This window comes from Variovorax sp. OK212, assembly GCF_900112425.1.
GTDB lineage: Bacteria > Pseudomonadota > Gammaproteobacteria > Burkholderiales > Burkholderiaceae_C > Variovorax.
Map to the genome: position 1 here is coordinate 47,753 of NZ_FOLP01000022.1, position 22,016 is coordinate 69,768.

Below are 22,016 nucleotides of genomic sequence, written 5' to 3' on the forward strand. Positions count from 1 at the left end.
ACGCAGCGACCGAACAATGCGTCCACCAACCTCGTGACTTTTTTCATCAACACCTGCCTACCGGACATCCATATGAAAGCTCACCCTACCCTGTTGCTCGCCGCGATGGTTCTGGCCACCAGCGCGTGCGCCAGCAGTTCCGCCCCACATCAGATACAGCGCGCGTCAGTTCCCGTCGCTCCATTCGACGCCGCGCCAGCGACGCTTGCAGCAGCATTGCCCCAAGATGAGTCAAGTGCCATGCGTTCCAGTGCCGACACAAACGACATTGCCTCGTCCGATCCGGATGCAGAAGCGATCTATGAACAAAAATGGGCGCGCGATCCTTGGGAGGGCTTGAATCGAAAGATCCACGGATTCAACAACGCGGCGGACAGGTGGGTGCTTCGGCCGGTGGCGGTGGGCTACGACACGATCACGCCTGCGTCGGTACAGGCGGGCGTCTCGCGCTTCTTCGCGAATCTGCGCATTCCCGCGACGGCCCTGAACCAGGCCCTGCAGGGGCGCCCCAAGCACGCGGCGCAATCGCTCGGGCGACTCGTAGTCAACAGCACCGTTGGCATTGGGGGACTGTTCGATCCGGCTTCCCACCTAGGAATTGCGAAGCGCAACGACGAAGACTTCGGCCAGACGCTCGCGACCTGGGGCTGGCGCGACTCGCGCTATCTGGTACTTCCGCTGTTGGGCCCGCGCACGGTGCGCGATACCGTTGCCATTGCGGGCGATCACCCGATGTCGCCCATCGGGCAGATTGACGACAACGGAACTTACAACGGACTCCTGTTGCTGCAAACAGTCGATGGTCGAGCGCGGATGCTGCCGCTGGACAAGTTTCGTCAAGATGCGTTTGACGACTACCTTCTCGTCCGCGACGCATGGGTTCAGCGGCGAAACCATCAGATTCGGCACGATCTGCGGCTCCATAACGATTGAGGTGGAAACGCAACCGGGCGTCCGCTTCGGGACAGCGATTGCCCAGAGTGCGGCACTGTGAACGGACGGCGGCAGCGGCCACGAACGCGACCGCTTGAACTCGCACCGTTCGACGGGCGCGTTGGCGGCTTTCAGGCCCCAAGTGCAACACCGGGATACGTCTTCGGTCCTTACCTTAGGTCGCGTGATTGCAGATGGAACTTCAGCAGCGCTGCCTTGCCGAGTACTGGCGAAGTGCTCCGACGACGGCAACGCACTTGCCTGTTGCATGCCTTCTGCCTGCGGAGAACTACGTCTCGATGATTGCTTTGACCAGAACGGTTCTCGACTCGCCGATGTGCTTCTTGAGCAACTCGCAAGCGCGGGCAACCTCGCCAAACCTCACCGCAAGAAGAATTTCCACGTGATCGGCACTCGAGGTTGGATCCCAGTCTTCGGCGTGCGTGGCGCCGATCATGTAGCGTGTTCTTGCGACATGGAGTTCCCTGATCGAATTGAGCAAGATCGGCATTCCGCAGGGCTCGTACAAGGCCATGTGAAAACGCCGATTTGCCTCCTCCCAATCTCGCATGTTCTTGGCTTTTTCGCTCGCGGCGATGGCCGCCTTCGCCAGGGCAAGACTCTCGTTCGTCATCCTCTTCATCGCCCCCGCCAGTGCCAACGGTTCCAAGGCTTCACGCATCATGGTGATTTCGACGACAGACGCGAGATCCAAAGGTGCGACCTGCACACCTTTCCTTGCTGTTGCAACGAGCAGCCCCTCGGATTGAAGCTGCCGGAATGCTTCGCGTACAGGGATGTGGCTCGTGCCGAACTCCTTGGCGATCGCATCCTGAAGCACTCTTGCGTCCGCCTTGAGAGTGCCATTGACAATTCGCTCTTTCAGGATGCGTGCGATCTTCTCGGACCATGGCAAGTTCGATAGATCGTCCAACATCAGGGAAGAGGTCGTTTTCATCTTGTCGGCTACAGATCAAGCGAGCCCACCGCTGCCTCGACTGCGGCGAGTATCGAACCGTCAACGACGGCCTTCTTCAGCGTGTTCAGGTCATCATGAACCCAGCGGTCCTCGCCCCATGTTGCGGGAACCACCGCTCGTATGGCTTTGAGCGCGGCTTGGCTGCCGACCCCCAGTGCAAAATGCTTCAAGTTGCGCTCGCTCAGGTCGAGCGCCTGGGCGGCCAGGAGCAACTCAACCGTGACGACAGCCTGCGCATTTTGGACCACCGTGCGGCTTCGCCGGGCTGCGAAGCATGAGTTGCTGATGTGATCCTCAGTGTTGCCTTTCGCAGGCAGACTCGTCGCGCTGGCAGGACTGCACAGGCCCATGTTCTCAAGGACCAGGCCCGTTCCCATGCTTTGCACTGTTGGAAAGCCAGAATTCACACCAGGCCGTTCCGCAATCAAATTGGCAGGCAGTCCGAAGTTGCAAGCCGGATCAATCAAGCGTGAGCTGCGGCGATCGCAGATGGCACTGAGATCGGTGACGACCAGCGCGAGCAAGTCCATTGCCTGCGCGATGTACTGGCCGTGGAAGTGACCTGCCGAGACGATCTCGTAGGCATCATCTTCCGGAAAAATCAGCGGGTTGTCGGTCGCGCTGTTCATCTCTGTCTGGAGAATGCCATCGATGTATTCGAGAGCGTCAAGAACGGGTCCATGAACTTGGGGCGCGCAGCGCAGGGAATATGCGTCCTGAATCCTCGGCGATAGTGGCGGATTCTGCGGCAGCCCCACTGTCGAGCTCTCGACATTCGGCGTTCCCCACAGAACGATCTGGCGCGCAGGTTCCGTACAGCGCGCCGAATTCTTGATGAGCTTGCGGATCGATGCGGCCACGCGCCGCTGACCTTTGTGGGGTCGCGCCAGCATGACGCGATCCTGGAAGCACGCGACATCCGCGCGCAGCGCCTCAAGCGAGAGCGCAAGTGAGACCGTTGCGCTTGAAAGTAGGACACGGGCGTCATGCGCTGCAAGCACTGCGTACGCCAGGGACGCAGTTGCTCCATTAATCAACGCCGTCGCGTCTTTGGCCTGCACGTCCAGGGTCGGTGCAAGTCCCGCTCGCTCGAATGCTGCGGCCGCTGAGAGCACCTCGCCTTTGTATTCGACTTTGCTCTCGGGCATTCCCATCATCGCGCCCGCCATCAGCGCCAGCGGTGCAAGATCACCACTCGCTCCTACGCTGCCTTTGGACGCGACGATCGGCGTGATGTCGTGATTGAGCATGTCGAGCAGGCGGTCGACCATGACCAGCCGAACGCCGGAGTGATTGCTTGCGAAGGCATTCACCCGCAAGACCATCATGGCGCGCACGACCTCCTTCGGCATCAACTCACCCGTGGATGCCGAGTGCGACCGGATCAAGTTTGTCTGGAAGGCGACGACATCCTTCGCGCCGATCCGCAGGCTCTTGAGCGAGCCGACGCCGGTATTGAAGGCATACATGAGGGGCGCCGCGTCGGTCAGCCAGTTGGTCTCAATGTATTCACGCGCCTGGGCAAGCGCAGTCCTGCACTCCTTGTCCAGCTCGAGCAATTGGTGCTCTCGTACGACCGCGACCAGCGCCGCCGGGGTGAGAGTTTTTCCATCAAGCACGACAGGAGCATGTTCGGTGTTCATAGACTGCCAGTTTCGTTTTATATATTATCTATGATAACCCGCAGCAATAATCCAGCCAAAAAAAACTCACCTTGATCCTGCCGATCACACCTTTGGCGGGCTCGGTCGAATGCAGGTGGCGAGCTCGGCTGAGCGGACGACCCTGCCCTGAATGAGGCAGACGTGTCCGCACAGCGGACTTCAAGAGAGTGTTCGAGCCCGCATGCGCCCGCGGCATACGCTGGCCCAATATTCATGCCTCGGCCAACGCGCTCACTGACTGCCGAAGACCGTTCGCCTTCAGAGCCCAGGAGAAGCCGTGAACTTCGAGTCCCAGCGGCACATCATTCAACCCGAGTAGGGCATGCCAACGGGCCGCATCGAAGTCCAATCACGTTCGATGCGACTGCTTTTAGCTTCTTATGCTTCGCTTGAATCTCGATGCGAGCAGGTCAGTCGCCTCGACTAGCAAACCCGTGTCGATGCCCACTGCGACAAAGGTCGCACCCGCACCCAGATATCGATCCGCAGACAGTTGGTCGGAGGTGAAGATTCCTGCCGCCTTCCCAGCAGCAACGATGCTGAGAATCGCATTCTCGATCACCGCTTGAACCTCCGGGTGCTCTGGATCTCCGACGTGCCCTAGCGAGGCTGAGAGGTCCGCCGGTCCGATGAGAAGACCGTCGACACCTTCGGTTCCAGCTATCGCGAGAATATTTTCAATAGCTTCGCGCGTTTCGATCTGAACAAGGATGCACGTCTGCTTGTTGGCCTCTTGCACGTACGCAGAATTGCGCCCCCAACCTGAGGCCCGGGCCCCGCCGATCCCGCGAATTCCGCCGCCACCGCTGTCTTGCGGGTAACGCGCCGCACGCACGATTGCGGCAGCTTGGTCCGGCGTGTTGACCATCGGCACCAGAAGAGTCTGCACGCCGAGGTCCAGATACTGCTTGATGAGCATTTCGCCGACATGCCCGTGTCCCTGCGGGACTCTTGCAACGGCGTGTACATTGGGGTAAGCGGCAAGGATTTGCAGCTGCGCAAGGATGCTGTTGAGATCGTTTGGGGAATGCTCACCGTCGATGAGCATCCAGTCAAATCCGGACTGCGCGCAGATTTCCGTAGCGCAGGAGCTAGCGAGTGCTAGCCACAAGCCGATGCGAGGCTCTCGAGCCAACATTGCGGCCTTGAAGGGGTTAGCAGCGGCTTGCATAGATTAGAAAAATAAAAAAGGCTATGTGGTGATCAACAAGCAACGACTCATTTGAGATTGATCCGTGCAGATGCCACAGCGCTTACTCAAGACCATACTTCTTGCCACGCCGAATCAGGCCGGCGTAGTCGACGAGGGATTCGACAGTTGCCGCCACGCCGAGCGACTCTGCAATGCTCTGAATATTCGATGTCGCACTGAACTTTTGCAACATTGATGCCACGGCTGCGTGTGCCGCTTGCAAGCACAGGGAGTGGTAGATGACAACGTTGGCGCGGGAGGCTCGCTCCTGCGATAGCGATTGGGATCCGTTGTTTACGAGCACCACAAGCCCTGGCACATTGGCGCGAACTTCTCTCAGTTGACCAGCGCTGAAGCCCGCAGCCATTACAGCGTCAGCGCCAGCCTCATGGTAGGCGGACATGCGTTCGACCGCGTCATCCACACGGCCGCTAGCCCATAGCGCATCGGTGCGCGCTATGACCATCAGTTCCGGGTCGTCGCGCGCGTCCAGCGCGGCATGAATCTTTTGCACCATCTGCGCCGGCTCCAAGATTCGCTTTCTTAGCTCGGTGTGTTTGCCACTGACATGGTCTTCAATGTGGATCGCGGCCACGCCGCTGCGCTCCAGCGCGCGGACGGCACGGCCGATGGACGCGGCGTCGTAAAACCCGGCTTCGGCGTCGGCGATCAAGGGAATGCGAAGCACATCCGAGACCGATGCAAAGCGGCTGCACAGTTCCGTCAAATCCAACAGTCCGACATCCGGCAGCCCAAGACTCGACGAGATCGCATAACTGCCTATGTAGGCAGCCTGGAATCCCGCATGCTCGACCTGCAACGCAGTCAACGGATCGAAAACGCCTGGCACCGCCAAGGTTGCCCCGGTACGGAGCAGCTCGCGCAGCCGCCTGCGAATTCGCGTACTCTTTGTCATTCTCGTGTGCTCGCGCGCCCGGGGCTTGCTGGTGACGGAATACGGTTAATGACCAAAAGCACACTGCCTGCGAGCAGGATGCCGGTCATGCCGAGCAGTCCGGACTGCATATTCCCTGTCAACGTTTTGAAATAGCCGATGATCGTGGGACTGAAGAAACCACCAAAAAGACCAATGGTGTTTACCAGCGCGATACCACCAGCGGCGCCCTCACCCTTGATGTAGTCCGAAGGAATTGCCCAGAACACGGTGTAGGCGGCCCACAGCGCAGCAGTGGCGATCGACATGCTCACTAGCGTAACGATCAGACTTGTTCCATTGAGCGCGGCAACCAGCATAGCCGCCGTGGCAATCAATAGCATCGAAGAACTGTGCCAGCGTCGCTCTGCCGCCCGATCCGAACGACGCCCCCACCAGATCATGACCACAATCGCAATTGAGTAGGGAATTGCAGAATAGAGCCCGATTTCCATAGTGCTGCTGACGCCTGCGCTTCGCAGCATTGTCGGGAGCCAAAAACTCACCGTGTAGTGTCCACAGATGATGCAGAAATAGGAAATTCCTAGAAGGAGCACCTTGGGATCTCTAGCGACTTGAAGAAAGCCAGGGTGTGCACTCGATCCACTAGCGACTGCCTGTTGCGTCCGAGCGGACAAATAGTCCACTTCTGCGGGCGTCATCCATTTCGCTTCCGAAGGACGGTCCACAATGAAGGAAAGCGAGATCACACCGAGCAGGACGCATGGCAAACCCTCCAGGAGAAACATCCATTGCCATCCCGACAGTCCCAGGTTTCCTGCAAAAGTCGTCATGATCCACGTCGAAATCGGCGCACCGAAGATTCCACCGATCGGTCCGCACAGCATGACGACCGTGATGGCACGTGCCATGCGATGCTGCGGATACCAGTAGGTAAGGTAGTAAATAAGCCCTGGGGCAAAGCCTGCTTCGAACATGCCAAGCAGGAAGCGAAGCACATAAAAATGGTTGGCATTTTTGACGAAGAGCATTGCTGCCGACGTTAGTCCCCACAGAATCATGATGCGGCTAAACGTGCGCCGGGCCCCGATGCGCGGGAACAGCAGATTGCTGGGAATCTCAAACAACATGTAGCTGAGAAAAAAGATGCCTGCGCCTAGACCATAGGCGGCATCGCTCAACCCAACATCGGCTTGCATACTCAGCTTGGCGAAGCCGATGTTGACGCGGTCGAGATATGCAAAAACGTAGCAGAGAGTCAGGAGCGGCAGCAATCGCCAACTTATTTTTTTAAAGAGTTGAATCTCATCGACCTGCATTGCGTTGATTGAAGACATGAGGAATCGCCTAGCTGATGTTGATCAGATCAAAGAACCGAATTTCAGAAGTACTGCGTACGATGGCCATCGCGATGCTGTGCGGAACAATTCGATTCGCATGCATGCTCAGGGCCGCAGCGACATCGAAGCAGGCAGGTGCTGCCATGGCAGATCTGCGGGATCCGCTGCCATCGGGCCGGCTGCTTTAGCTACCAGGATGGCACTTGCGATAGGCGCGAAATCGGCGCGAAAATGGACTGAGCTCTTGGCTACAAGGATCGCCATCTTCTCGGGATCGATGCCCAAAAACCGGAAGAGCTCGCGGTCGAGCATTTGAGTTTTCTTGCTGCACACCGCAACCAGGACCCCCTGAATCTCGAGGCACGCGCTAGGCCCCAGGCAGACGCCGCCTCCCATGGACATCGGTCCTTTGAGCGCAACATCTCCATCGCTCAGGCGCTCGACAACCGCTCGCACACGAAGTGGCGGATCGCTCACCTTCCCCGCCCATGTTGGTACTGATTTACCGAGCGATAGGTCGAGCGTGGCGCCTACGCCCGCCAAGTGCGCCGCAGCGGCTGCTTGGGGATCGCACAGCAGGCCCAACGCCGCCCTGCGTGAAAATCGTTCGCCAGCACGTAGTGCCAGCAACGCATGCAGCATCCCTGTGGTGTTAGCGTCAGCGCCGGCGCCGGGATTGTCCTGGGTGTCCGCGATAACCACAGGACCAGACGCCCCACAAGCCAATGACAGTGCGCGTGCCACCGCGTCTTCTGGCGAGAGCAAATCCAAGCGCCATTGACTTCGCGGCTGGTCAATCTGCGCGTGCAGTTTGGACACGGCGACTTGCGCCTCGTCCCCATAGCCCCACACTGCAGGCCCGCAATCGACTATGTCGGCCGCAGGAAAACCCATTGCGAAACTCATGACAGTGCCATGTAGGGCGTCCAATTCTGCTAGCCGATCGTAAATCGTGCTGGCTGGTTCGGTCATGGTGCACTGCGCGTTGAGAGGCAGCAGGAAGTCCAATCGCTTGAGCGAAAGTGATTCCCGGACCCCTCTCTGTAGGCGCCGTTCCAGCATGAGTGCGGCCCGGCGACCCGTGTCCGCCATGTCGATGTGCGGATAAGTGCGGTATGCGATCAACGCATCTGCCTCCTGAAGCATGCGCCTGCTGACATTTGCGTGAAGATCAAGGCTGCCGACCAGCGGCACCTCTGGCCCGATGACACGCCGTACGCGGGCCAGCAATTCACCCTCAGGATCCTCGAGAGCCTGCGTCACAGCGGCGCCGTGCAGGTCCAGATAGACTGCGCCGACCTCGCCGCGGATCACAGCCTCCTGAAGGTCTTCCTCGATGTCATGCGCAATGCGCTCGAAGGCGTCATTGGCGATGTGTGCCGCTGGATTGGCGCCGGCCCAAGACGATGCAACTAAACCCCATCCCCTTTCATCGGCTGCAGAGATGAATCCGCCAATAGGCAAATCCGATCCCCTGTAGGTCTCCACGATGCCCTGCCCTCGGCGATAAGGCGGAAATCCCGAGCCGTCCGTGAACGCGGACCAGGGTGTGGGGCTTGGCGCGAAGGTGTTGGTTTCGTGCTGGAAACCGGCAATGAAGACTTTCATTCACGATCCTCGGGGAGAACAGGGGATAACAAAGCGATTGCGACGTGACGCAGAGAAAATTGGCTTAGGAGCGAAAAGTTAATCGCTGCAGGTGACCGCATACCTAAGAAGCCGGCCGCCATATAGAGCCGCGGTCTCATCCCAGGGCGCAGCACAAACTCGGCACTGACAGAAGGCTGCCGCTGTGGCCAATGGAGCAGATCCAAGCCGTTAACACAAACTTGAACGTTCCCGATCCGCAACCGCGCAGGCGCCGGCGCACTCAGACGAGATGCACAGTTGCATTCCCAGACTTGCGGACCGTCTTCATCGAACATTGACGGGTAAGCTGCGGCACTCTCGTGCCTGTCGTATGCATCTGCCCTGCCATCGGGCGTCTCGCACCCGTGATGTCCCGCCATTTCGGTGTCACATTCCCGCGCCGCGGCCAGCGCATACAAGGGCCATTGCGCCCGGTCCTTCATGCCACTTCAGGACTGAAGTGACAGGCGCTCCAACGCTGCACGCCAATCTGTCGCAGCAAAGGGCGCTCGACCCTGCAACGGTCTTGCGCCTGGGGACAGCGCGGATGGAAGTGGCACCCCGGCGGCGGCGATAGTGGGGACGGGATTTCACCCACGATCGACACATATGCCTTCTTTCGCACCTCGAGACTCGGAGCCTCCGCCAACAGTGCGATCGTGTATGGATGACTTGGACTGGCGAACAGCGCTTCGGTCGGAGCGCTTTCCACCACGCGGCCAAGATACATGATTACCACGCGGTCGCTGATGTGTTGCACGACGCCAAGATCATGGCTGATGAAGAGGTAAGTTAGGTTGAGCTCCTGACGGAGTCGCATGAAGAGGTTGAGTACCTGAGCCTGTACAGAGACGTCAAGGGCAGCGACAGACTCGTCACAGACGATCAGTTCCGGCTGCACCGCCAGCGCGCGCGCGATGCCAATGCGCGCGCGCTGCCCTCCCGAGAACTGATGCGGAAAGCGCTGCATGGACGCCTCATCCAGACCGACGCGATCGAGCATCCGTGCGACATAGGCGTGCTGATCCCTCCCTTTGACCAGACCGTGAACCACCGGGGCCTCACCAACGATGTCGATGACGCGCATACGCGGATTAAGCGACGCATATGGATCCTGGAAGATCATCTGGATAGCAAGTTGGCGCTGTCTTCGCTCCTCGATGTCCTTGCCGCTCAACGAATCGCCCTTCCAAAGCCGGGCTCCCTCTGTCAATGAATGCAGACCGACGACCATACGTCCAAGCGTCGATTTTCCGCACCCCGACTCGCCTACCAGGCCCACCACCTCACCGCGTCGAATGGTGAAATCGACGTCGTCGACCGCGCGCACCGCCTGGGCCTCGACCCTAGCGCCGAAGAGGCGCCCGGCCCGGGCAAAACCACCGATCGGTTTGACGAAGCGCTTCGACGCCCGCCTCAGTTCCAAAAGCGGCGCCTCGTCTTGATGCACCGGGAGATGCGGGGCAAGGTTGAGATTCTCGGCAACGGGGCTTTTCATACATTGATCTCATACTTCTGCCGCACGGGGTGAAAGCATCTGAGCACCCGGCCAGAGATGTTGGTTTGCAGCGGTGCGCTCCGTTGACAGTCGTTCTGCACTACGGCACAGCGCTCGGAAAAGGCGCATCCGACAGGAAGACGGGCAAGCGACGGGGTCATGCCTGGGATCTGAGCCAACGACTGGCCGCGCCGACTGCGCGACGGCGCGCATCCAATAAGCCCTTGCGTATAAGGATGCATCGGAGACTCGAGTACCTCAGCGACCGAACCCGATTCGACGATCCTGCCCGCATACATCACACTGAGCGAGTCTGCCAGTCCCGCTACCACCGACAGATCGTGCGTGATCCAGATGAGCGCAGTCCCCGATTCGGCGCAAAGCTTCTGCATCTCGAAGAGGATTTGTCCTTGAATCGTGACATCGAGCGCCGTAGTTGGTTCGTCGGCAATGATCAGATCAGGCTTGTTAATCAGTGCGATAGCAATCGCGACGCGCTGTCGCATCCCTCCCGAAAAATGATGTGGATAGGCCAGCAAGCGATCGTCTGGCGACGGGATGCCGACCTTGACGAGCGCTTCACGTGCCCGACGCCGGGCTTCGCTCGTACCCACTGCTTCGTGCGCAAGCACCGCCTCCATCATCTGTGTGTCGATACGCAGGACCGGATTGAGCGTCATCATCGGATCCTGGAAGATCATGGCGATGCGGTTGCCTCTGATGCGACGCATCTGCTCCTGGGTCAATGCCCGGAGGTCAATCGTCACGCCGTCTCTACCGGTGTATTCGATCGTTCCACCGCAGATTCGACCAGGCTTGTCGACCAACCCCATGATGGAGTAGCCGGTCATCGATTTGCCAGAGCCAGACTCACCCACCAAGCCCATAACCTGACCGCGTTGCACACCGAATGAAACATCGTTAACGGGGGCCACTACACCGGTCGACGTACGGAACTCGGTGCGCAGATTGCGCACCTGCAAGACAGGCTGGGAGCCAGCATCCGTAAACAGCATAGAAGATTGCTCCATCAAAACTCAACGAGTCTGCAGACGTGGATTCAGCACGTCGCGCAACTGGTCGACTACCAGATTGATCGCCACGATCGTCAGGAACAACGCTACACCTGGGAAGAAGCTGATCCAGTACTTTCCGGAAAGCAGGTACTGGAACCCATTAGCAATAAGCAAGCCCAGGGAAGGCTGCGTGATAGGCACGCCAAGGCCTAGAAAAGACAGCGTGGCTTCCAGCGTGATGGCAGATGCGATCTGCAGACCTGCGATAACGATGAGCGGCGGCATGCAGTTGGGCAACAGGTGCCTGAACATCACACGGACCGGTGACAGCGCCAGCACTTTTGCCGCCTCGATGTATTCCTTGCGGCTTTCGACCAATGCAGCACTGCGAGTTGTGCGAGCGTAATAGGCCCACTGCACTGCGACCAGCGCGATCACGATGTTGGCTAGCCCCGGCCCCAACAACGCCAGCAGGATGAGCGCCAGCAAGATCGGAGGAAATGAAAGCTGCAAGTCGGCTGCACGCATGATCAACGCATCCGTGGCGCCGCCCTTGAATCCAGCCAGCAGGCCCAGCGTGGCGCCGATCACCAGTGCAATCAACGTACTGACCAGACCGACGCCAACGCTAATGCGCAGTCCGTAAAGGATGGCAGAGAGGATGTCGCGGCCCTGTTCGTCGGATCCCAAGAGAAACCTGAGCCCCTCGGCGGATGTCTCGCCAGGTCGCATCCGCGCGTCCAACACGTCGAGTAGGGCAAGGTTGTAAGGATCCTGAGGCGCAATGAAGGGTGCCAGCAGTGCAGCAAGAACGATCGCAACCAACACGAAAAGCCCGGCCGTTGCAACCTTGCTGGAGCGGTACATCGACCACAGACGCAGAAAGGAAGATGGGGTGGCATCCGCCGGATTTCCGGAACCCACAGAAGTGTCCGTCATGGCCGAGTACCGCCAGATCGCTCGCAAAGCGTCATCGAAGTGAACTTACGCATCGGAAGCAGACAGTCGGACCCGCGGATCCAGCACGCTATAAGCCAAGTCAACCACCAAATTGATGACGACGAACAGTGCCACGATGACCATCAGGTACGCCACGATTACCGGTCGGTCGAGCAGTTGGATCGAATCGATGATCAGTTTGCCCATGCCAGGCCAGGCGAAAATCGTCTCGGTCACGATGGCGAACGCAATGATGGAGCCGAACTGCAAGGCAAGGACCGTGACGATCGGAATCAGAATGTTCTTGAGCACGTGAACACCCACCACGCGTTTTTCAGTGAGGCCCTTGGCGCGCGCGAACTTCACGTAGTCCTGCAACACGGCTTCCTGCGCTCCGGCGCGCGTCAGGCGGATCACCATGGCGATATTGAGCAGCGACAGGGTCACTGCTGGCAAGATCAGGTGTCGTAGGCCATCCCACGTTAGGAAGCTCAGCGCTAGGCCAAAGACAGTTGCGGTTTCCCCTCGTCCGCTCGCTGGGAGCCACCCCAATTGGACTGCAAAGACAACGATCAGCATCAGACCCAACCAGAAGGTGGGCAATGAGAACCCCAAGATCGAGAGCGATTGAATAGCCCTATCGACCAGGCTGCCCGGACGCAGCCCCGCCCAAAGGCCCAAAGGAACGCCGATGGACAGCGCGAGAATCGTCGCGCAGCAAGCGAGCTCCAAGGTCGCCGGCATTCGCTCGATAACCAGTGGTAGCGCGGGTATTCCAAACGCGAACGAGACGCCCAGATTGCCATGCAGCGCGCCTTTCAAAAAGCTGAAGTACTGAGACCACAATGGCTTGTCCAAGCCAAAGTCCTCAATGGTCCGCCGGATGTCCTCCTGGGTCGCCTGGGGGCCGATCAGGGAGTCGATTGGGTTCCCAACGGCAAAGACGCCTGCGAACACCAACATCGACATGAGGAGCATCACCAGCGCACTCTGCAGTAGCCGTTGAGTAATGAATGCGAGCATCGTGTGATTAGGTTTGGCTGATTGCGTGGTCCGTCACTTCACACGCGGCCGGAAGCTGAACGCATAAGTCCGCTCGTCAGTCCGGGGCAGGTAGACGAGTCCTTTTTGCATAGCCCAGGTCGTAAACTGTTGGTGGATCGGAATGAGTCCGCCATCGTTTATGGCCAACGCGGTCGCGTCCTGAAGCAGTTTCAGGCGAGCCGTGTCGTCCACCGTAGCCAGCGCCTTTTCCAGCTGCGCGGTCATTTCCTGGTTGCAGTAGTTGCTCCAGTTTTGAGTTCCGAAACCCTTTTTGGAGTCTTCGCATGCCAGCAATGCCCTCAGCGGCGAACTGGCCTCGATCGGCCCCCATCCGAGCAGTCCGATGGAGAACTCTTTCCTTGCGCCCTTACCGGCGTATGCCGCCATGGGCATGGCCTCGACCTTGCTTGCGATGCCGATGCGAGCAAGATTCTGGGCGATAGTCTGCGTGATCTTTTCGTCGTTTATGTAGCGGTTGTTAGGCGTGTGCAAAGTAATCGCGAAACCGCCCGGATAGCCAGCCTTCGCCAGAAGGCTCTTGGCGCCCTCCGGATCGTAGGCAACAGGCTTGAGTTTCGGGTTGTAGCCGAACAAGGTCGGAGGCACCAGGTTGTTGGTAGGCTCGGCGAGATCTTCCATGAGGCGGCTCTTGATGCCCTCCCGGTTGATGGCCATGCTGATCGCGCGTCGAACCTGCGGATCGGTCAGCGGACTCTTGGCAAGCGGCTTGCCCTCCTTGTCGGTGACGTAGCGTGAAGCCGACCGTGCCGTATCAACGTACAGATAAATGGTGCGCGCCGAGATCTTGGAAACCAGCGTGAGGTTCGCGTTGCCTTTGACTTGTGCAAGATCTGGCGTCGGAACGTTTTCTATGGCCTGCACGTCCCCGGCGAGAAGCGCAGCCATGCGCGCGCCGTTGTTCGGAATAAAGCGCAAGGTCACCCGATCCCAAGCCGGCTTCTCTCCCCAATAAGCGTCGTTTCGAACGAGTTCCACGCGGTCGTCGCGCTTGTACTGGAGGAATTTGAAAGGCCCGGTCCCGATCATCCCCTTGCCCTGGGCGAAGTCGTCCGTGCTGAGGCCCTGCGTCGCTTTCTTGGAGACAACTAGAACCGCGACCAGATCCACTGGCATCAGCGGATACGGTACCGCCGTCTTCAATTGGATCGTATAGGCGTCGACAATTTTCTTGCCGACGATCTGCTTGGTGAAGACATCGAACTTGCCAGGGCTGTTGGTGATGGTCGCCGGCCGATCAAGCGACCAGACCACGTCATCCATCGTCAGATCAGAACCGTCATGAAACTTCACGCCCGGACGGAGTTTGAACTCCCAGGTCATGTCATCGACCAAGCGCCAGGATTGCGCCAGACCGGGAATAACGCGGCTGTCCGCATCTAACTTGACCAGCGACTCGAAAACGTGCTCCGACACACCGACGTTCGCCGCCGCATAGTAGAAATGGGGATCCAGCGCGGTCGGCGGCGAGCTCAGAGCCACACTTAGATCTGCTGCCTGTGCTGACGTCAACGCTGAGACGCTGATGACGGCCGCCACGACCAGCGCTTGGTACCGGGCGCGCTTTGAAAGCGGTATTGACATTGCGGCATTTCCTTGAGAGGGCAATCAATGACCAAGCCGCCGCCTTTGATGAGGCATCCCGGCAAGGAGAAACAACGGGGGTTACTTCGATCGCCAGTCTAACAACTAACATATCAGTTGCATACTCAAAGATTTGTTGATTGTTTCTCTTGGTTTTGTTGAGAATGCAGTGGCGTACGCCTGACTCACGACTCTCAACCGAAAGCAGACGAACCTTCTGCTCGCGAGGCCTATATCGAAGACCCGGGCGAACGCATAGTGGCGGCGTTGTTCTTACGCCCACACAAGGAAGCCCGTGACCGTTCCATCGCCGATCGCCATTCATTGCCTAAGCTCGCGCCTGGTCAGCCTGCTGCTCACCGCAGCTTGTCTCCTGCCACTATCGCCAGCTCTCGCCCAAGTCAAAACCGGCTATCCCGCAGAACGCGGTTTGAAGTCGAGCGACTTCCCCCGCACAATCAGATTGGCCGATGGCGTCTATGGCTACGAAGACATCCGTGCTCCAGGCTTTACCACGGTCAGCATGTTTTTTGTTGGGACCGAAGGTGTCCTATTGGCCGACGGCCAGGAGAGTCCGCAGGCCATGAGGCGCCTGCTCGAGGCCATCGCGCGAGTGAGCGACAAACCCGTCAAGTGGTATGTGTTCGGATCCGATCACTTGGACCACACTGGAGGCAATGCGCTGCTGCCAAAAGATGCACGCTTGATCGTGCATCCGACCTCCCGCGCGCAGCTTGCAAGCGATGCAATCAATGCAAAGCCTGACGCGCTCCGGGTGTCCGTGCCCCCAACCGCCATGACCTCCAGCGAAGAAACAGTGGATATTGGTGGACGTGAGGTTCGCGTGATGTTTCTAGGACGAGCACATACTGGCGGCGACCTCGTGGTCTACGCGCCCAAGGAAAAAATTCTCTTCATGAGTGAGGTCTATTTCAACCGGGTGTTTCCCGCTATGCGCGCCGCATTTCCGGACGAGTGGTTATCGACAATCGACAAAGCCCTCCAGATGGACGTACAGCAATTCGTTCCCGGGCATGGATTTATCGAAGCCGCTTCGCGTTCGCGTGAGCAACTGGTGGAGTTTCGCGGCGCGGTGGCCTATGTCATAGCCGAAGTGACGCGTCTCAAGTCGCTGGGCCTCTCCATCGACGATGCCATGAAGGAGGCGAACTGGGGGCCCTACACAGACTGGATGCTCGCAGACTCACAACGTCTCGTGGCCATCAAGAGAATGTACGACCAGCTTGACGAAAGACTTCGATAAACGGCATGGCCTTAGCGTCCCTGCCTTGGAAATCGTCCATCCGGCGCGGGTCAATCGTTCAACCAATCCATCGGACCGAGACACCGCTGCGCGTGCTCATGCACCTCTCGTGCTGCCATGCGGAGCAGCACCGCGGCATCCCGAGACCCAGCCTCAACCGATGCATTGCGCTTTATGAAGTGCAGTCGATCAGAATCGACGTGACTGAGCATGGATGCCCTGCGTCAATCAGACCAGGGATCGGTCGTGCCAAGGACGACTTCCGCATCATGGACGGCATGATTTGCCTTGATGTAAGCAGCGATGTAGTTGCCCATGGCCGCATCGGCCAACTAGCCCGCTAGCTTGCCAAGTTCCTTCCGCGCTGCACGACTTGCCCGCGCCGTAGCGGCGCGTATGACCATCCTTTCCCACCGTTACCGTATATCCAGGATTCGATTTGGTATCGCGGATCTGGTCCCGCAATCTGCGAGCTTCAGGGCGGGTGCGCGGCGACCAATCGGCCTGTCGCGGCCTATGGAGCGTCCAGCACATGGGCTATCTGGCCATGCTCGGTTGCTGCGCAAGCCAGGTTTGACAACCATCGGGCCGGCAGGCACCAAGGCACTCGCTCAAGCGCATGAATCATCGTAAACGAGAAGATGCTGCGGCAGAAGAGCGGATGTCGACTGAGATTCACCGACACCCGATCGTGCATAGCTGTTGACTTTGCTTTCAGTCATATGGATGATGTCGACCACTGACATATCAGATCAACTGCATGACGAATTCATTGATACGCAGCACAAGTTGCGAACATATCCGCACCGACGTCCTCGTGGTCGGAGGGGGGGCAGCGGGCGTCGCCGCTGCCGTGACCGCAGCAAGGCAAGGATTGCGCGTGGTCCTAGCTGAACGATACGGTTTTTGTGGTGGCGGGGCTGTTGCGGGCCTCTCCGGCACCGTATGCGGCCTCTACCTTGCCACCGGTCGCGCTGGCGCCAAACCAGAACAGATCGTTTTCGGCATGGCTGATGAATTTTGCACCGAGCTCGCGCGCCGGGGCGGGCTGGGCCCCCCCGTCGCCTATGGCAAAACGTGGACGCGCGTGCATGAGCCTCTGGCCTGGCGCGACACTGCCGACGCCTTGCTAGCTGACGCCGGCGTGCAAGTGATCTATCACGCTGTTGCCACCGGTGTGCTTATGGAAGGCGGCTCGCGCGTAGAGGGCGCGCAGATCTGGACAAAGCAAGGCGTCGTGACAGTCCGCGCAGACGTCACGGTCGACGCCAGCGGCGATGCCGATGTGGTTGCCATGGCTGGTCTCGACAGCTTCGTCGGTGACCAAGGACGAGTGCAAAACCCGACCATGATCTTTCGGATGATGGGCGTGGATGTTTCGGCTTTCCTTGGCCACTACGGCAGCGACACCATCATGGGCGAAGAGGTCGGCGCCTTGATACGGCGCGAGAACGACGCGGGCAACTACGCGCTGCCCCGTTCGAAAATCTGGCTCTTTACAACGACCCGCCCGGGTGAGTTGCTTTGCAACTGCACGCGGATCACGGCGAGTGACGGGCGCGAACTGAATCCTCTCTTCCACCGCGATTTCACTGAAGCAGAGATCAACGGACGACTGCAAATCCGCGAATATGCCCGTTTCTTCCGCGACCACCTTGTCGGCTGTGCAGATGCTTTCATCAACGACAGCGCGGTGCAGGTCGGAGTCCGACAAACACGCCAGGCTGAGGGCGTGGCCAAGCTTATGAACAAGGACATCCTCGCCGCGCGCAAGTTCGACTCGTCGATCGCGCGGTCGGCCTGGCCCATTGAATTACACGCCGGCGCGAAGCCCAAGGTCGAGTGGTTGTTGGACGACTACTACGAGGTGCCTTACGAATGCTTTGTTCCCACGCAGGGTGAAGGCCTGTTGGTGGCGGGCCGCTGCCTCAGCGCCGAGCACGAAGCCGTGGCCTCGGCGCGCGTCACTGCTCAGTGTTTTTCATACGGGCAGGCGGTCGGGCATGCCGCATCGATTGCTGTGCGCGATCGACTGCCAGCACGGTCCGTCGACCCCGCTGCCATTCGCAGTCGTTTGAATAACGACGGTGCTCACATTTAAACTAAAGGAGAACACATGTTGAACGCCCATACGCGGGATTCGGTTACCGTCATCACGCTCGACCGCCCGCAACGCCGCAATGCATTGGGCATCGAGATACGCGATGCCTTGCGGCGCGCACTCGTGGCCGCCGATCGCGACCCGTCCGTGAGATCCATCGTACTGCTGGGCGCCCCGCCTGCCTTTTGCGCCGGCAGTGACCTTAAAGAGCTTGGCGGCCTCTCGATCGCGGAAATGTGCGATCACGAGGCCGATATGGCAGAGGTCGCACGTGTCATCACCGAAATCACCAAACCGGTGATCGCGGCGGTCGAGGGCTATGCGTTGGGCGGCGGCTTTATTCTGGCGGCCACATGCGATGTCGTCGTGACCGCTCGCGATGCTCGCTGGCATCTGCCAGAGGTGCCGAATGGATGGCTGCCGCCTTGGGGGTTGGGTGCGCTACTCGCGCGCGTCGGCCCGGTCCGGGCACGGCTGCTGACGTGGGCCGCAGAGGCCATGGATGGCAACGAAGCGTACCGCATGGGGGTGGCTGACTATGTATGCGAACCCGGAGCCGCTGCCGACCGAGCCATGGCACTTGCAGGTGCCCTTTCAAAACTTCCCGCTGAAGCCGTTGCGTCGACGAAGCGGTTTTTCGAACCCTTCGCCGCTGCGAATGCCGAATTGATGGATCGGTTGGCGTCGCGCGCATTCGCCAGCAACTGCGAGGGCGAGTCCGCCAAGGCTGTCCTGTCTAAATTCGGAGCACGTGCATGAACGGCAAAGTAATGACGGCCCGAGAGGCCGTCGCATCGATCGCCGACGGTGCCAGCGTCGGCGCAGTGGGCGTGATCGGGTGGGTGGTACCGGATCTGACGCTGAAGGCATTGGGCGACCGGTTCAGAGAGACTTCGTTTCCCCGTGATCTGACCTTCTATTTTCCAGTCGGCACCGGCGACGCCGTGGGCATCCGCGGCATGGACCATGTGGCGCAGGAGGGGCTAATGAAGCGAATCATCGCCGGCTCCTATATCAATCCAATAGATCCGCAGACCGGCCGCCGCCCGGCTCTGATGGAGTTAATCCAGAACAACAAGATCGAGGCGTATTCCTGGCCCATTGGGGCGACGATGCACTGGTTACGCGAAGTTGCACGCAAAAGCCCCGGCTATATCACTCGTGTAGGTGTCGGAACGTATATCGATCCGCGTCAAGGAGGCGGCAAGTTCACAACGACATGCGAAGACGACCTGGTCCGGCTGGTCGAGATCGACGGTGAGGAGTTGCTCTTCTACCCGACCTGGAAACTCGATGTCGCGATCATCCGCGCCAGCACCGCGGATGAATTCGGCAACTTGTCATTCGAGGACGAACCACTGACATCCTCGAATATTGCGCTGGCGCTGGCAGCCAAAGCCAGTGGAGGTCGCGTAATCGCCCAAGTGCGTCGGATAGTGCCTGCAGGCGAGCGCCTTGCTACAAATGTGCGCCTGCCCGGCATGTTCGTAGATGCGTTGGTGTTAACCCCGGACATGATGATGTCCACTGACACACCATACGAGCCGGCCTACCTGGGTGGCCGGAGCAATAGTGCGCTGCCAGCCATAGCGTTCGGCGCGGACAAGATCATCGCCCGGCGTGCTGCACTCGAGGTGCGCAAGCATGAGCTGTCCATTTTCGGCTTCGGTGCAGCGGCCGACATTCCGCTCGTCATGGTCGAACAAGGCCAGATCAGCACATCGGATGGGCCGAGTGACTACTGGTTCACGACCGAGCATGGCTCCTATGGTGGAGTCGTCATGAACGGCTGGCAGTTTTCGGCCAACATGTTTCCTGACGCGCTTCTGGACGGAGTGAGCCAATTTGACGTGATCGACGGTGGACTGTGCCGCTTTGGCGCTCTCGCGTTCGCCGAAATCGACTCGGTAGGTTCGGTCAACGTCAGCAAGTTCGGCAAAGCCAACCCGGGGTCCGGGGGCTTTGTGGACATTGCCATGGCGGCGCAACGCCTAGTATTCACCGGAACATTCACCACCGGCGGACTGGAGATCGAATGCGAAGCGGGTCGTCTCCTGATCAAACGGGAGGGACGAGTGAGCAAATTCGTCCAGACTGTACAAAGCATCACCTACAGCATTGCAAAGGGCGTGACGCGGGGACAGACGGCCTTGATCGTCACCGAGCGAGCGGTGTTCGAGGTCACCCCCGAAGGATTGGTTCTGCTCGAAATTGCTCCGGGCATCGAACTGCAACGAGACGTGCTTGACCTTATGTCGTTCCGACCGGTGCGAATTGCAGAGCCTTTGAAGTTCATGGATGCGAGCCTGTTCGATGCGTCGCCTGCGAACGGTCTCTAGACCAGCGGCATTCCAACGTAGCAAGGAGAACAGCATGACAGTGCGCAGACCCGATCCCGCCCAACTTCACAAACTCGCATCGCAAAACCATTTCTCAATTGGCAATGGTGAATTAGCTTCCTACCAAGCGCTATTTGAGCGGGTAATGACCAACTACGACCTGCTGGATCTGATGACGCTGTCGGCACCTGCGGTCCGTGCAGGCCGGCGTGAATCGGGGTCGCGACCAGATGCAGCGACGAACTTTTGCAACGCAATTGTGCGACGTTGCCAGGTCGAAGGTTCGGGTATCGGTCTGCTCGCCGGTCGGCGCATCGGCCTGAAAGACAGCATTTGCGTCGCGGGCGTTCCACTGACCTGTGGATCCAACGTCATTGAACATGTCCCTTCCGCGGACGCGACGATCGTCAGTCGAATACTAGACGAAGGAGGTGATGTCGTCGCCATTCTGAACATGGACAATCTGGCCTTCTCAGGCGCAGGCGATACCAGCGTCTACGGGCCCACGCGTAACCCGCATGATGACACCCGGCTGGCTGGTGGCTCCTCGGGCGGGTCAGCCGCCGCGCTTTTCTCAGGCGAGATTGACCTTACGATCGGGTGTGACCAGGCCGGCTCCATACGCATCCCAGCGTCCTGGTGCGGCGTCGTCGGTCTGAAACCAACCTTTTCTCTGGTGCCTTACTCCGGCATCCTGGGTTATGACCTGAGTTTTGACCACGTTGGTCCGATGGCACGCAACGTGAGTGATGTGGCCAGGTTGCTTGAAGTGATTGCAGGCGCTGATGGTTTAGACCCCCGACAACGTTCCGTTCCTCGACACTCCTATATGAAAGCACTGTGTCGCTCGGACCTCAAGGGGGTCCGCATCGGCGTATTGAGAGATGGATTCGGCACGGATGGCGGCGAAGCCGATGTCGACGATACCGTTCGGGCGGCGATCGACAAGATGGCTGAGCTCGGAGCCACGGTCAATGAGGTTCAATGCGCTGCGCACACTACCGCTGGCGCCATTGTGTGGGGTGCTTTTGCAGAAGGAGTGACTGCAACGTTCCACTCCAGTGGCCAAGGCCATCACTGGAGCGGCCGTTATGACCCCGACCTTGCCCTTTCGTTCGGCAGTGGGATGCAACTTCGCGGCGAAGCCCTCCCTCTGCAGGCCAAATTTAACCTCCTTCTCGGGACATACATGCGCGAGAACTATCACGGGAGTTTCTATGGCAAAGCACAGAATCTTCGTGCGGATCTGCGCAGCGCCTACGACGCTTTGCTCGTCGACAACGATCTGCTGATCACGCCAACTACGCCGATGAAGGCGCACCGCCACGACCCTTCGCTCAATGCGGAATCGCTCGTGGTGGCTGGTTGGAACATGGTGGCAAATACAGCCCCGTTCAACATGACCGGACACCCGTCGCTGAGTGTGCCCTGTGGCACGTCGAACGGTCTGCCCGTCGGAATGACGCTAACGGGCCGCCACTTTGATGACGCCACGTTGCTTTCTGTCGCGCATGTTTTCGAACAGGCAGTCAGCCACTCAATTGAGTGATCAAAATCCACACTCGAGAAAAACCGTCAGCG

17 protein-coding genes are annotated in these 22,016 nt (G+C 59.1%); 6 read left to right on the forward strand and 11 right to left on the reverse strand.

The features are described 5' to 3' along the window. Positions 1–33 precede the first annotated feature (33 nt). On the forward strand, positions 34–933 hold the full coding sequence (locus BM004_RS34500; RefSeq protein ID WP_143072603.1) for an MlaA family lipoprotein: 900 nt from the start codon (positions 34–36) through the stop codon (positions 931–933). A 289-nt stretch (positions 934–1,222) separates the two neighbouring features. Here BM004_RS34500 and BM004_RS34505 read toward each other — a convergent pair whose 3' ends face one another. The 11 genes from BM004_RS34505 to BM004_RS34555 form a co-directional block, all read right to left on the reverse strand. Then, positions 1,223–1,891, reverse strand: a complete 669-nt coding sequence (locus BM004_RS34505) for a GntR family transcriptional regulator (protein ID WP_256220182.1) — start codon at positions 1,889–1,891, stop codon at positions 1,223–1,225. An 8-nt stretch (positions 1,892–1,899) separates the two neighbouring features. Continuing rightward, positions 1,900–3,555 (reverse strand): HAL/PAL/TAL family ammonia-lyase, encoded by a 1,656-nt coding sequence (gene hutH / locus BM004_RS34510; protein WP_093220357.1) that lies wholly within the window; start codon positions 3,553–3,555, stop codon positions 1,900–1,902. A 391-nt stretch (positions 3,556–3,946) separates the two neighbouring features. Continuing rightward, positions 3,947–4,747, reverse strand: a complete 801-nt coding sequence (locus BM004_RS34515; protein WP_093220360.1) for an aldolase/citrate lyase family protein — start codon at positions 4,745–4,747, stop codon at positions 3,947–3,949. An 82-nt stretch (positions 4,748–4,829) separates the two neighbouring features. Then, positions 4,830–5,684: an isocitrate lyase/PEP mutase family protein gene (locus tag BM004_RS34520; RefSeq protein WP_093220362.1), complete on the reverse strand. Its 855-nt coding sequence runs from the start codon at positions 5,682–5,684 to the stop codon at positions 4,830–4,832. Beyond that, entirely contained in the window at positions 5,681–7,000 is a 1,320-nt protein-coding gene (locus tag BM004_RS34525; RefSeq protein ID WP_093220365.1) for an MFS transporter, read from the reverse strand. Before BM004_RS34525 ends, BM004_RS34520 begins: the two co-directional genes overlap by 4 nt. Before the next feature lie 108 nt (positions 7,001–7,108). Continuing rightward, positions 7,109–8,611: a M81 family metallopeptidase gene (locus BM004_RS34530; RefSeq protein WP_093220367.1), complete on the reverse strand. Its 1,503-nt coding sequence runs from the start codon at positions 8,609–8,611 to the stop codon at positions 7,109–7,111. Positions 8,612–9,071: 460 nt separating this feature from the next. After that, on the reverse strand, positions 9,072–10,130 hold the full coding sequence (locus BM004_RS34535; RefSeq protein ID WP_093220370.1) for an ABC transporter ATP-binding protein: 1,059 nt from the start codon (positions 10,128–10,130) through the stop codon (positions 9,072–9,074). Then, a complete protein-coding gene (locus BM004_RS34540; RefSeq protein ID WP_093220373.1) occupies positions 10,127–11,161 on the reverse strand; it encodes an ABC transporter ATP-binding protein in 1,035 nt (344 codons plus the stop codon). The genes BM004_RS34535 and BM004_RS34540 overlap by 4 nt, the downstream gene beginning before the upstream one ends. A gap of 6 nt (positions 11,162–11,167) precedes the next feature. Then, complete coding sequence (locus BM004_RS34545; RefSeq protein WP_093220460.1) at positions 11,168–12,085, reverse strand: ABC transporter permease; 918 nt, start codon at positions 12,083–12,085, stop codon at positions 11,168–11,170. Between the two features lie 45 nt (positions 12,086–12,130). Continuing rightward, on the reverse strand, positions 12,131–13,108 hold the full coding sequence (locus BM004_RS34550; RefSeq protein ID WP_093220375.1) for an ABC transporter permease: 978 nt from the start codon (positions 13,106–13,108) through the stop codon (positions 12,131–12,133). 33 nt (positions 13,109–13,141) lie between these two features. Next, entirely contained in the window at positions 13,142–14,731 is a 1,590-nt protein-coding gene (locus tag BM004_RS34555) for an ABC transporter substrate-binding protein (RefSeq protein WP_093220378.1), read from the reverse strand. A gap of 295 nt (positions 14,732–15,026) precedes the next feature. On the opposite strand from BM004_RS34555, the gene BM004_RS34560 reads away from it, so the two are divergent. The 5 genes from BM004_RS34560 (at position 15,027) to BM004_RS34580 (ending at position 21,984) form a co-directional block, all read left to right on the forward strand. Continuing rightward, positions 15,027–15,995, forward strand: a complete 969-nt coding sequence (locus tag BM004_RS34560) for an MBL fold metallo-hydrolase (RefSeq protein WP_143072604.1) — start codon at positions 15,027–15,029, stop codon at positions 15,993–15,995. Positions 15,996–16,755: 760 nt separating this feature from the next. After that, on the forward strand, positions 16,756–18,096 hold the full coding sequence (locus BM004_RS34565) for an FAD-dependent oxidoreductase (RefSeq protein WP_093220383.1): 1,341 nt from the start codon (positions 16,756–16,758) through the stop codon (positions 18,094–18,096). A gap of 15 nt (positions 18,097–18,111) precedes the next feature. Beyond that, positions 18,112–18,855: an enoyl-CoA hydratase/isomerase family protein gene (locus tag BM004_RS34570; protein ID WP_093220385.1), complete on the forward strand. Its 744-nt coding sequence runs from the start codon at positions 18,112–18,114 to the stop codon at positions 18,853–18,855. Beyond that, positions 18,852–20,435 (forward strand): acyl CoA:acetate/3-ketoacid CoA transferase, encoded by a 1,584-nt coding sequence (locus BM004_RS34575; RefSeq protein WP_093220388.1) that lies wholly within the window; start codon positions 18,852–18,854, stop codon positions 20,433–20,435. Before BM004_RS34570 ends, BM004_RS34575 begins: the two co-directional genes overlap by 4 nt. Positions 20,436–20,469: 34 nt before the next feature. Further along, on the forward strand, positions 20,470–21,984 hold the full coding sequence (locus BM004_RS34580; RefSeq protein ID WP_093220391.1) for an amidase: 1,515 nt from the start codon (positions 20,470–20,472) through the stop codon (positions 21,982–21,984). The last annotated feature ends 32 nt before the right edge of the window (positions 21,985–22,016 follow it).